Here is a 12,634-nt window from a genome sequence, read left to right on the forward strand (position 1 = left end):
TTCTAAAACAAAGGGGTGTTTGACATGCTGAAAAAGCGCAAACTTGGGAGAAATATATCGGAAATTTCGGTCGGGGAAAAACTAGTGATCAACGCGAAAATTGAAGATAAAGATTTGCTTCTTTATCTTGGACTAACGGATGATGCCAATCCGCTATACATCCAGCACGATTACGCTTCCCAGACGCCGCTGAAAAAACCGATTGTTCCAGCAGTAATGTTAACAGGAATGATTACTTCGGCCATTTCAAAATATTTGCCGGGACCGGGAAGCCATATTACTAAGCAGGAAATTCAGTTTCTGAAGCCGGTCTATCATTATGAACAATTGCAATTTTTGTTTGAAGTGACAGAAGTAAATGAAGAACATCATATGATTACCATTTCCGTGCAAGCGACGCGGGATGAAGATAAAGTGCTTGAAGGGACGCTGTCTGTCTGTCCGCCGTATGCCTTATCTCCGCTCGATGGCCGGGTGTTAGAAAATTTTTAGAGAAAAAACCGCCTTATGAAACAGGCGGTTTTTTAATTTTATGGTATGATAGAAATATGGACAAACTTATCCTAAATGGCGGAGGAGAAGGATGAGCAAAAAAGTGTTAGTTGTCGACGACGAACAATCGATTGTCACGCTATTAACATACAATTTGGAACAAGCAGGATTTACGGTTGTAACGGCCAACGATGGCGAGGAAGCGATCGAGAAAGTAGCTGACGAACAGCCGGCGTTAATCATTTTAGACTTGATGCTCCCAAAGCTCGATGGGGTTGAAGTGTGCAAACAATTACGCCAACAAAAAGTGATGACACCGATTTTAATGCTGACAGCGAAAGATGATGAATTCGACAAAGTGCTCGGGCTCGAGCTTGGCGCGGATGACTACATGACGAAGCCGTTTAGCCCTCGTGAAGTTATCGCGCGGGTGAAGGCGATCTTGCGGCGCACGCAGCTTTCCCATCCTGTCGAGGAAAGCGATGAACGAATCGTTATTGGCGACTTGGAAATTTTTCCAGATAGTTATGAAGCATATTTCGCTGGAAAGCAACTCGAGCTTACTCCGAAAGAATTTGAGCTGCTCCTTTATCTGGCCAGAAATAAAGGCCGGGTGTTAACGAGAGATCAACTGCTTAGCGCGGTATGGAATTATGATTTTGCCGGCGATACTCGTATTGTCGATGTCCATATCAGCCATTTGCGGGAAAAAATTGAACATGATACGAAAAAACCTTTATATATTAAAACGATACGGGGACTTGGATATAAATTAGAGGAGCCAAAACGGAATGACTAGCTTCCGCACGCGTCTGTTGTTCTGGCTGGTGACATTGATTGTCACGGTATTGATATGCCTTGGACTATTGCTTGGGCAATTATTTAAAGACTTTTATGTGGAAACGATGAATAAACGTCTGGAAAAAGAAGCAAAAGCAGTTGCCATTTTGTTAAAAAACGAATCACTGGCGCAAATTCGCCCTGACATACAAGAAATGAGCGAGGAGCTGTCCTCGCGCATCACGATATTAAACCGCGATGAAAAAGTGCTGTTTGACACCGGGCGCGTTGCCGACATTAGCGATCAAGATCATGAACAGATTATTCGCGACATTTTGCATAAAAAGCGATTTCGCCAATTTTCGATTATCGAAAACACGAATGATGTATATTATTATATTGTTCCTTACACAAAAGAAGGGAAACGTGCAGGATACGTCATTTTAAGCTCTCCGACCAATTCATTGAAAAAGGTGAATCAGCAAATTTGGGGAGTATTAGTCAGCAGTCTAGGCACCGCTTTGATTGTCATTATTTTGCTTGGATTAAAAATTGCCAATCAATATATGAAACCGATCGAAGCGGCAACGGAAGTAGCTTTTGAGCTGGCAAAAGGGAATTATGAAGCAAGGGTGCCAAACGGGGAATACAATGAAGCAGGGATGCTCGTCCAATCCATTAACCGGCTTGCCCGCAATTTACAGGAAATCAGCAAATCCCGGGAAATGCAAACCGACCGCCTTCATACACTGATTGAGAACGTTGGAAGCGGGCTTATTTTGATTGACAGCCGCGGTTACATTAATTTAATTAACCGCGCCTTTAAGGAAAGCTTCCATATTCAGCCGGCCGATTATTTGTACCGGCCGTATACGGAAGCGTTTGTTCATAAAGAAATCGTAGAGCTTGTGAATGACATTTTTATTAAAGAGACAAAAATCCGCAAACAGTTGCTGCTGACGATTGGCATCGAACGAAAGCATTTTGAAGTGTACGGCGCCCCGATTATTGGCACGAATGACGAATGGCAAGGCATTGTGCTCGTTTTCCATGATATTACCGAGCTAAAAAGGCTTGAGCAAATCCGCAAAGATTTTGTCGCTAACGTTTCTCATGAGTTAAAAACGCCGATTACCTCGATTAAAGGATTTGCTGAAACGCTGCTGGACGGGGCGATGAAAGATGAGCAGGCGCTGCAGCACTTTTTGTCGATTATTTTAAAAGAAAGCGAGCGGCTGCAGACATTAGTGCAAGAGTTGCTTGATTTATCGAAAATTGAGCAGCACGGGTTTCATCTTCAAATGGAAACGGTCGATTTAGCAGTGGCGTTAAAAGAAACGGCCGCGATCTTTCAAAGCAAAGCGGAAGAAAAAGGCATTCATTTTTATTGGCATGCGCCTGCTGTGGCATATATTAAAGGTGATGTCAACCGCATTAAACAAATTTTCATTAATTTGATTACAAACGCGTTGACGTATACGCCAAAGGGTGGAAAAGTAGAGGTTGTCATTGAGGAACAAGCGGAGGAAATTCTTCTTCACGTCAAAGATACAGGCATTGGCATTGAGGAAAAAGAGATCCCGCGCATTTTCGAACGCTTTTACCGGGTCGATAAAGCGCGCAGCCGCAACTCGGGCGGAACGGGTTTAGGACTGGCGATTGTCAAACATTTAGTGGAAGCGCACCACGGCTATATTACGGTTACAAGCAAAGTCGGGCACGGTACGACCTTTACGGTGCACTTTCCAAAGCTATTCCAAAAGTAAACGGGAACGAAAAAACGTTCTCGTTTTTTTATTTATAGAAGCAATCATGGTACAATAGGAACAAGAGTGCTAGAGGAGGGACTAGGTTGAAAAAGAAACTGGTGTTGATTGATGGAAACAGCGTTGCTTATCGCGCTTTTTTTGCGCTCCCGCTTTTACATAACGATAAAGGGATTCATACGAATGCCGTATATGGCTTTACGATGATGCTGATGAGAATTTTAGAAGAAGAAAAACCGACGCATATGCTTGTTGCTTTTGATGCCGGGAAAACGACGTTCCGCCACAAAACGTTTACCGAATATAAAGGCGGGCGGCAGCAAACGCCTCCGGAATTATCGGAGCAATTTCCGCTGCTCAGAGAGCTCCTTCAGGCATACCAAATCCGCTTCTATGAGTTGGAGAATTATGAAGCGGACGATATTATTGGTACGCTGTCAGCAAAGGCCGAAAAAGAGGGATTTGAGGTCAAAGTGATCTCTGGCGACCGCGATTTGACGCAGCTTGCTTCCGATCATGTGACGGTAGACATTACAAAAAAAGGCATTACCGATGTCGAATCATATACGCCGGAAACGGTGCAGGAGAAATATGGACTGACGCCGGAACAAATTATCGATTTAAAAGGATTGATGGGGGACAAATCCGATAATATTCCGGGAGTGCCCGGCATTGGCGAGAAAACAGCGGTAAAGCTGTTAAAACAGTTTGGAACGGTAGAAAACATATTGGCTTCCATCGAGCAAATCAATGGCAACAAACTAAAGGAGAATTTAGAGAAATACCGCGATTTGGCGCTGATGAGCAAGCAGCTGGCGACCATTTTCCGCGACGCGCCGGTCGAGCTTTCATTGGAAGATATCGAATATCGCGGACAAGATGTCGATAAAGTTGTCGCTTTATTCAAAGAGCTTGGGTTTAACTCGCTTCTTGACAAAGTAGCTCCGCAAACGAAAAAAGAAGAGGCTGTACTGCCAAACATCAATTATACGATCGTTGAAGAAGTGAGCGAGCCGATACTCGCCGATCGGTCGGCGCTCGTTGTCGAGGTTTTGGAATCCAATTACCATAAAGCACCGATTTTAGGGTTTGCCCTAGCGAATGAGCACGGCAATTTCTTTATCCGCACCGATACCGCCCTGTCGTCGCCGTTGTTTACCGCCTGGCTCGAGGATGAGTCAAAGAAAAAAAGCGTTTTTGACGGGAAGAGGGCCATCGTTGCGCTAAAATGGAAAGGCATTGAGCTGCGTGGAATTGAATTTGATTTATTAATCGCCTCGTACTTATTGAATCCATCGCAATCGACGGAAGATGTCGCTTCGGTGGCAAAAACGAAGCAATATATGGCTGTGCAATCCGATGAAGCGGTATACGGCAAAGGCGCTAAACAAACGGTGCCGGACGAAAACGTGCTGGCCGAGCATCTTGTGCGCAAAGCGGCGGCAATCCGCGCTTTAGAAAAAGAGTTGATACACGATTTGCAAGAAAATGAACAATACGCTTTATTTACCGATTTGGAATTGCCGCTTTCTTCGATTCTCGCTGAGATGGAATTTACCGGCGTAAAAGTCGATGTCGAGCGCTTAAAAGAGATGGGCGAAGAATTGACCGAGCAGCTTCGGGCCGTGGAGCAGGAAATTTACAAACTGGCAGGGCAAGAGTTTAACATTAACTCGCCAAAACAATTGGGGGTTATTTTATTTGAAAAGCTGCAGCTGCCTGTATTGAAAAAAACGAAAACAGGATATTCGACATCGGCGGATGTATTAGAGAAACTGGCGCCACAGCATGAAATTGTCGAGAAAATTTTGCATTACCGCCAGTTAGGAAAACTGCAGTCCACCTATATTGAAGGATTGCTAAAAGTGGTGCATCGTGACACCCACAAAGTGCACACCATTTTTAATCAGGCGCTGACGCAAACAGGGCGGTTAAGTTCCACGGAGCCGAACTTGCAAAACATTCCGATCCGTTTAGAGGAAGGGCGGAAAATTCGCCAGGCGTTCGTTCCGTCCAAGCCGGACTGGGTCATTTTTTCCGCCGATTATTCGCAAATTGAGCTGCGCGTGCTTGCCCATATTGCCAATGATGAAAATTTAATCGATGCGTTCCGCCATGATTTAGATATTCATACGAAAACGGCGATGGACATTTTCCACGTCACAGCCGATGAAGTGACGCCAAACATGCGCAGGCAGGCGAAAGCGGTAAACTTTGGCATCGTTTACGGTATCAGCGACTACGGGCTGTCGCAAAATTTAAACATTCCAAGAAAAGAGGCAGCGGAATTTATCCGCCGGTATTTTGAAATTTTTCCGGGCGTAAAGCAGTATATGGAAAACATCGTCCAAGAAGCGAAACAAAAAGGATATGTCACGACGCTATTGCACCGCCGCCGCTATTTGCCGGACATTACGAGCCGCAATTTCAACCTGCGCAGCTTTGCCGAACGGACGGCGATGAATACGCCGATTCAAGGAAGCGCCGCCGATATTATTAAAAAGGCGATGATTGATTTGGCGGACCGGCTAAAGCGGGAAAAGCTGCAAGCGCGGATGCTGCTGCAAGTACATGACGAATTGATTTTGGAAGCGCCGAGAGAAGAAGTAGAACGGCTGCAGCAAATCGTTCCTGAAGTGATGGAAAATGCGATACAATTAAAAGTGCCGCTTAAAGTCGATTATCATTATGGACCAACATGGTATGACGCAAAGTAAAAGGAAGGGATGACGGATGCCGGAACTGCCGGAAGTAGAAACGATTCGCCGCACTCTCATTCCGTTAACCGTCGGCAAAACGATCGAAGAAGTGCAAGTGTTTTGGCCAAAGATCATTCAATATCCAGCCGATGTGACGGAATTTGCCGAAACGGTCAAAGGACAAACGATCCATGATATTGAGCGGCGAGGAAAATTTTTGAAATTTATGCTCGATCAACATGTGCTCATTTCCCATTTGCGCATGGAAGGGCGCTATGCGGTTTGGCGCAAGGAAGACCCTGCCGAACCGCATACCCATGTTATTTTCCGCTTTACCGATGACACAGAACTTCGCTATCGCGATGTAAGAAAGTTTGGGACGATGCATCTTTATCCTAAAGGAGAAGAAGATGCTCGGCTTCCTTTGTCCCAGTTAGGCCCCGAACCGTTTTCTGAAACATTTACTGCAAATTTTCTTGCAGCGCGGCTGCGAAAAACGAATCGTACCATCAAGACGGTGCTTCTTGACCAAACGGTTGTCGTTGGGTTCGGTAATATTTATGTAGATGAATCACTATTCCGTGCTGGAATTCACCCCGAACGCATCGCGTCGTCATTAACCGATGAGGAAGTTGCACGTTTGCATCGCGAAATGGTGACAATATTACAAGAAGCGATCGAAAAAGGGGGAAGTACGGTAAGGTCATACGTTAACACACAAGGAGAAAGCGGAATGTTTCAACTGCAGTTATTCGTGTACGGGCGAAAAGGAGAACCGTGCCAACGGTGCGGCCAGCCGATTGAAAAAACGGTTGTCGCCGGACGCGGCACTCATTATTGTCCGCATTGCCAACGTTGATAAGCGGGAATGACTCGATCAAAGAAATAAAAAGTGCAAGGAGTCAAATCGATGCGCTCTTCTGGTGCTTTTCGCGCATGGATCATCATAGCGGAAAGCATGGATCAGACGTAAGGGAGAGGAAATTATGACGCTGACGATTGGATTGACCGGCGGCATCGCAAGCGGAAAAAGTACGGTGACCGGGATGATTCGCGAGCTGGGGATTCCGGTGATTGATGCGGACCAAGTTGCGCGCGATGTCGTCAAAGTCGGAGAGGAAGCATACGCGCAAATTGTCGCAACGTTTGGCCGCGATATTTTGCAGGCAAACGGGGAAATCGACCGCGCGAAACTAGGAGCGATTGTCTTCCATAGCGAGCAGGAGCGAAAAAAGCTGAATGCTATCGTTCATCCAGCGGTCCGCCGCCGCATGATGGCGGAAAAAGAAGCGTACGTGCAAAACGGCGCAAAGACGATCGTGTTAGATATTCCGCTTTTATTTGAAAGCGAGCTGACTCATTTTATCGATAAAGTCATTGTTGTATACGTCGATGATGACGTTCAGCTTGAACGATTAATGAAAAGGAACGGCTTTTCGAAAGAAGAGGCGCTGGCGCGAATCCGTTCGCAAATGCCGCTTCGTGAAAAAGTCAAAAAAGCAGATGCCGTCATCAATAATAACGGAACGGTGGAAGAAACAAAACAGCAGCTTTTACAAATTTTAACAGAATGGAACGCCCTTTAAAATGGGCGTCTTTTTTTTGTCGTTTTATTGAATTTTTTCTCCACATTTCACAAAAATATGATATACTATTTATGTGCAAATTCGTTAATTAGTATAGCATATATATGAGAGGAGAACATAAATGAAAGCAAAAGTAGCGATTAATGGATTCGGACGAATTGGAAGAATGGTATTTCGCAACGCCATCCATTCTCCACACCTAGATATTGTGGCGATTAATGCAAGCTATCCATCCGAAACGTTAGCGCATTTAATAAAATATGATTCCAATCATGGCAAATTTGACGGGGAAGTGATTCCGCTTGAAGATGGCCTTCTGGTCGACGGCAAAAAGGTAAAACTGCTCAGTTCGCGCGATCCGAAAGAACTGCCGTGGAAAGAGCTCGATATTGATATTGTCATTGAAGCGACAGGAAAATTTAATTCCCGCGAAAAAGCAAGCCTGCATCTCGAAGCGGGAGCGAAGCGTGTCATTTTAACCGCACCGGGGAAAAATGAGGATGTCACGATCGTCGTCGGCGTCAATGAACATACGCTTGACATCGATCAACATTACATCATTTCCAATGCTTCCTGCACGACGAACTGCCTTGCCCCTGTGGTAAAAGTGATCGATGAAGCGTTTGGTATTGAAAACGGTTTAATGACAACGGTTCATGCTTATACGAACGACCAAAAAAATATCGACAATCCGCACAAAGATTTGCGCCGTGCCCGCTCTTGCGGACAGTCGATCATCCCGACAACAACGGGAGCGGCAAAAGCGCTAGGATTAGTATTGCCGCATTTAAAAGGAAAACTGCACGGAATGGCGCTTCGTGTTCCGACGCCAAACGTATCGCTCGTTGACTTAGTCGTGGATGTGAAAAAAGAGGTTACGGTGGAAGAAGTCAATGAAGCGTTTATTCGTGCCGCAAACGGCCCGTTAAAAGGCATTCTCGATTTTACGATGGAGCCGCTCGTTTCGATTGATTTTAATACGAATCCGCACTCGGCGATTATTGACGGCCTTTCGACGATGGTGATGGAAGGACGGAAAGTGAAAGTATTAGCATGGTATGATAATGAATGGGGCTATTCTTGCCGCGTCGTCGATTTAGCGAACATGGTCGCCGCCAAAATGTTGGAAAAATTAAGCGTGAATGCAGGATAAAAAGTGCTGGCCTTAATGGCCAGCACTTTTTTTATGTGATCGGCAAGGGGCTTTCGCATCCTTTGTAAAAAAATTTAAAAAGCATGTTGCAAAAACAATATAAACAAAGTATACTATGTTTCGTGAACTTCTTAAAGGCAACGGTAATGTGACTACTTAAAGGGTTAGGACCTCTTAGGACTAACTTTCCCCCGTGGTAGTTATACATGCCATTATTGCGAAGGAATTTCATGTTTTTATTTAAGAAAATTTGTTTAAAGGGGGATTATTGAATGGACACAATGGGTCGTCACGTTATCTCAGAATTATGGGGATGCGATTTTGATAAGCTGAACGATATCGAATTTATTGAAAAAACGTTTGTTGATGCCGCATTGAAATCGGGTGCGGAAATCCGCGAAGTAGCATTTCATAAGTTTGCACCACAAGGTGTTAGCGGAGTAGTCATTATTTCCGAGTCCCATTTAACGATTCACACATTTCCAGAGCATGGTTATGCGAGTATTGACGTCTACACATGTGGACATTTGGATCCGACGATTGCGGCGGATTATATCGCCGATAAACTTGGGGCCCAAACGCGTGAAACGATTGAACTTCCGCGCGGCATGCGCCCGATTGAAGTGAAAAAAGCGCAAGCATTATAATTGTAACGAGTGAAAGAAAAGAGGTGCGAAACGATGGCGCCTCTTTTTTAATTTTCAGATAGTAGTACCATTCTTGCCCAAAATAGTGGTATGATAGTGATGGAACAAGGAGAAGAATGAGGAGAAACCGTGATGAGTGCTTGGAAATACGCGCTAACCAATCATTGTGAAACAAGGGACAACCATGAAGATGAAGAACTGCGGAGTCATTACTATAAGGCGACAAACAATGCGGTGATGAAAGCGGTAAAGGAGTTATTTGCCTCTTCCCCAGATTATGAATTGCTATCCATTTCAGAGGAAAGGGGAGAATTTAGCGCGCAAACCCGCCGCGGCAAAAAGGTGTTTATTGTCGCTACTGTGATCTCCGTTCGGCCGTTGGAAACCGCGGTGGACTTTTCCGTCACTACAGAAACAAAGTTGCTGCCGTTCGATTTCGGCCGGAGCCGCAGCGTCATTATTGATTTATACCGGAAGCTGGATCAGCGCCTGCCGTATATCGGATCGGGGCTAAATCCCTAATGAAACAGCTTGTCCGCTCTTTATTGATTCGTTATTATAAAAGATAAGAATGAAAAACGGAGTTGGTTTTATGAGATGCCCATCATGCCATCATCATGGCACTAGAGTTCTCGATTCGCGACCAGTGGATGAAGGGCGTTCGATCCGGCGCAGACGGGAATGCGAACAGTGCCACTATCGCTTTACCACGTTTGAAAGAGTCGAAGAAATGCCGCTCATTGTCGTGAAAAAGGAAGGGACACGCGAGGAATTCAGCCGAGATAAGATTTTGCGTGGCTTAATTAAAGCGTGTGAAAAACGGCCGGTTGCGTTAGAGGAGCTGGAAAAAATTACGCAGGATATCGAACGGGAGCTGCGCAATCAAGGCGTTGCGGAAGTAAAAAGCGAAACAATCGGCGAAATGGTGATGGAGCGGTTGTCGAAAGTCGATGAGGTGGCATACGTCCGTTTCGCATCGGTATATCGCCAATTTAAAGATATAAACGTATTTATCGAAGAGTTAAAAGAACTAATTAAAAAAGGACAGCGCTAAAGGGCTTTTCAGTGGTATCGGTAACAAGCCCTTTTTTTCATCGTCAAAACTAAGCAACGGAAGGTCGAGAACATGGAACATCATTGGAAAGAGTTAATTCCGGTTGACCGTTATACGGTGCGAAGCAATGGAGTGCTGCATGACTTTGACCGAAAAGTACTGACGCTTCTTTATCAACCGCTCATCGGTTATCGAGCCTTATGTTTATATATGACGCTATGGAGCGAATTGGAGCTGCTTTCGGAGAAGGAAACGACCCATCATAGCTTGATGGTGCTGATGCAGTGCAATTTAAAAGAAATTTATGAGGAACGTTTAAAATTAGAAGGGATTGGATTGTTAAAGACGTATGTGAATATCGAGCATGGTGAGGAACCGAAGTTGTTCATTTACGAATTGCAGCCGCCGCTAGCACCGGAACAATTTTTCACCGACGGGATGCTGAACGTTTTCCTCTATAATCGCATTGGCAAGCATAAGTTTCAACAATTAAAACAATTTTTTTCCATCTCCACGATCGATCAAACGAAATTTTCTCCCGTTACCCGTTCGTTTCATGATGTTTTTGCTTCTGTTCATATCGAGCAGATGGTCGCGAACATTCATGGGGAAATACAAAAAGATTTGCAACTGGCCGACGGGTATGAGTATGTTGGCCGCAAAGAAAACACCTATCACCTCGATGATGATGTATTTGATTTCGAATTATTTTTTGCCGGTTTGTCGAAACATATGGTGCCAAGGCGGGCGATTACGGCGAAGGTAAAAGAAGCGATCAAAAAATTGGCGTTTTTGTATGACGTCGGACCGCTCGATATGCAAAAAATTGTCATGAGTGTCATCGATCCGTCTTATCATATTGATATCGATGCGCTGCGCAAAGCTGTCCATGAATGGTACGAATTTGAACGTGGCGATTCGTTGCCAAACTTGAGTTCACGCGTGCAGCCGCTCCCATATCGAACGATGACGAATGTCGAGCCGAAGACGAAAGAAGAACAGCTGATGAAACAGCTCGAAACGATTTCTCCCCGCCAGCTGTTAATCGAAATTTCCGGCGGAGCCGAACCGTCGATGAGCGACTTAAAGCTGATTGAAGATATTATGTTTCAGCAGAAACTGCTTCCTGGCGTGGTGAACGTATTAATTTATTATGTTATGCTGCGAACGAATATGAAACTATCGAAAAAATATGTGGAGAAAATCGCGAGCCACTGGGCGCGCAAAAAAGTGCGCACCGTCAAGGAGGCAATGGAGCTGGCAAAACAGGAAGCGAAAACATACCAAAGCTGGGCCGATGAAAAAAGCAAAAGAACAAATAGAAAAACAGTGCGAAAAGAACTGTTGCCAGAATGGCTTAATATGGATTATAGTCAAAGCGATGAGCAAGACAACGAGATCGATATTGAGGAAAAACGGCGCGAGCTGGAAGAACGGCTAAAAAAATACCGCGACGAATAATAGGATGTGAAAGCAATGGAACGAGTGAATCAACTATTACATCGGCTGCTAGGCAGAAAAGACTTTCAACAGCGTTATGAACAAATGAAGCGGCACATTTTGGCGCATCCGGACGTACAAGCGTTTTTGCGCGCGCATGAGCGGGAAATTACAAAAGAGATGGTAGACCGCAGTTTAATGAAACTGTACGAATTTATCGAGCAAAGCAAAAACTGCGACCAATGTCCAAGTTTAGAGCAATGCAAAAACTTTTTAAAAGGCTATCATCCCCATCTCGTGATAAAAGGGGCGGTCATTGATGTGAAGTATGACCGCTGCCCGGCGAAAATAAAGCATGATGAACGTAAACAGCAGGAATCGCTCATTCAAAGCTTATTTGTGCCGCGCGAGATTTTGCAAGCGTCGCTGTCTCATATTGATCTAGATGACGAAGGGCGAATGAAGGCGATTGAGCTGGCCGACCGTTTTGTTTCCGAGTATGAACCGGGTAAAAAGATGAAAGGCCTTTATTTATACGGCTCGTTTGGCGTCGGAAAAACGTATATTCTTGGCGCGATTGCCAACGCGCTGGCGAAAAAAAACGTTCAGTCGCTGATCGTGTATGTTCCCGAATTTTTCCGGGAGCTGAAAAGTTCGCTGCAAGATCAAACGGTGAACGAAAAACTTGATTACGTCAAAAAAGTACCAATTTTAATGCTCGATGATATCGGCGCCGAATCGATGTCAAGCTGGGTGCGCGACGATTTGCTGGGGCCGATTTTGCAATATCGGATGTTCGAAAATTTGCCGACATTTTTTACCTCCAACTTTGATTTGCAGCAGCTTGCCCATCATTTGACGTATTCGCAGCGCGGCGAGGAGGAACAGGTGAAAGCAGCGCGCATTATGGAGCGGATTCGTTATTTGGCGCAGCCGGTAGAAGTAAAAGGCAAAAACCGCCGTCTTGAATAGGGTATTTCCGGAAACGGAAATATCCTTTTTTTTATTCTAAACGAC

At 44.9% G+C, this 12,634-nt stretch carries 12 protein-coding genes; all 12 read left to right on the plus strand.

What is annotated here, in order from left to right; translation table 11 throughout:
• Nucleotides 1-24 precede the first annotated feature (24 nt).
• Nucleotides 25-492: a MaoC/PaaZ C-terminal domain-containing protein gene (locus tag AC1WMD_RS04215; protein ID WP_043905733.1), complete on the plus strand. Its 468-nt coding sequence runs from the start codon at nucleotides 25-27 to the stop codon at nucleotides 490-492.
• 91 nt (nucleotides 493-583) lie between these two features.
• Nucleotides 584-1,291 carry a response regulator transcription factor gene (locus AC1WMD_RS04220; protein WP_043905732.1) on the plus strand — a complete coding sequence of 236 codons (708 nt, stop codon included), beginning with the start codon at nucleotides 584-586 and terminating at the stop codon, nucleotides 1,289-1,291.
• On the plus strand, nucleotides 1,284-3,038 hold the full coding sequence (gene pnpS / locus AC1WMD_RS04225; protein WP_043905731.1) for a two-component system histidine kinase PnpS: 1,755 nt from the start codon (nucleotides 1,284-1,286) through the stop codon (nucleotides 3,036-3,038). Before AC1WMD_RS04220 ends, pnpS begins: the two co-directional genes overlap by 8 nt.
• Before the next feature lie 86 nt (nucleotides 3,039-3,124).
• Nucleotides 3,125-5,755, plus strand: coding sequence for a DNA polymerase I (polA, locus tag AC1WMD_RS04230; protein ID WP_494256058.1), 2,631 nt, complete (start codon nucleotides 3,125-3,127; stop codon nucleotides 5,753-5,755).
• 16 nt (nucleotides 5,756-5,771) lie between these two features.
• Nucleotides 5,772-6,596 carry a DNA-formamidopyrimidine glycosylase gene (gene mutM / locus AC1WMD_RS04235; RefSeq protein ID WP_043905729.1) on the plus strand — a complete coding sequence of 275 codons (825 nt, stop codon included), beginning with the start codon at nucleotides 5,772-5,774 and terminating at the stop codon, nucleotides 6,594-6,596.
• Between the two features lie 127 nt (nucleotides 6,597-6,723).
• Complete coding sequence (coaE, locus tag AC1WMD_RS04240; RefSeq protein WP_043905728.1) at nucleotides 6,724-7,323, plus strand: dephospho-CoA kinase; 600 nt, start codon at nucleotides 6,724-6,726, stop codon at nucleotides 7,321-7,323.
• A gap of 121 nt (nucleotides 7,324-7,444) precedes the next feature.
• On the plus strand, nucleotides 7,445-8,476 hold the full coding sequence (locus tag AC1WMD_RS04245) for a glyceraldehyde-3-phosphate dehydrogenase (protein ID WP_043905727.1): 1,032 nt from the start codon (nucleotides 7,445-7,447) through the stop codon (nucleotides 8,474-8,476).
• A 272-nt stretch (nucleotides 8,477-8,748) separates the two neighbouring features.
• Nucleotides 8,749-9,123 carry an adenosylmethionine decarboxylase gene (gene speD, locus AC1WMD_RS04250; RefSeq protein WP_003248680.1) on the plus strand — a complete coding sequence of 125 codons (375 nt, stop codon included), beginning with the start codon at nucleotides 8,749-8,751 and terminating at the stop codon, nucleotides 9,121-9,123.
• A 132-nt stretch (nucleotides 9,124-9,255) separates the two neighbouring features.
• Nucleotides 9,256-9,645 carry a cytosolic protein gene (locus tag AC1WMD_RS04255; RefSeq protein WP_494256061.1) on the plus strand — a complete coding sequence of 130 codons (390 nt, stop codon included), beginning with the start codon at nucleotides 9,256-9,258 and terminating at the stop codon, nucleotides 9,643-9,645.
• Between the two features lie 70 nt (nucleotides 9,646-9,715).
• Nucleotides 9,716-10,177, plus strand: a complete 462-nt coding sequence (nrdR, locus tag AC1WMD_RS04260; protein ID WP_043905725.1) for a transcriptional regulator NrdR — start codon at nucleotides 9,716-9,718, stop codon at nucleotides 10,175-10,177.
• Between the two features lie 72 nt (nucleotides 10,178-10,249).
• Nucleotides 10,250-11,638, plus strand: a complete 1,389-nt coding sequence (locus AC1WMD_RS04265; RefSeq protein ID WP_043905724.1) for a replication initiation and membrane attachment family protein — start codon at nucleotides 10,250-10,252, stop codon at nucleotides 11,636-11,638.
• A gap of 15 nt (nucleotides 11,639-11,653) precedes the next feature.
• On the plus strand, nucleotides 11,654-12,589 hold the full coding sequence (gene dnaI / locus AC1WMD_RS04270; RefSeq protein WP_043905723.1) for a primosomal protein DnaI: 936 nt from the start codon (nucleotides 11,654-11,656) through the stop codon (nucleotides 12,587-12,589).
• The last annotated feature ends 45 nt before the right edge of the window (nucleotides 12,590-12,634 follow it).

The organism is Parageobacillus sp. NEAU-HV-2 (assembly GCF_059115485.1).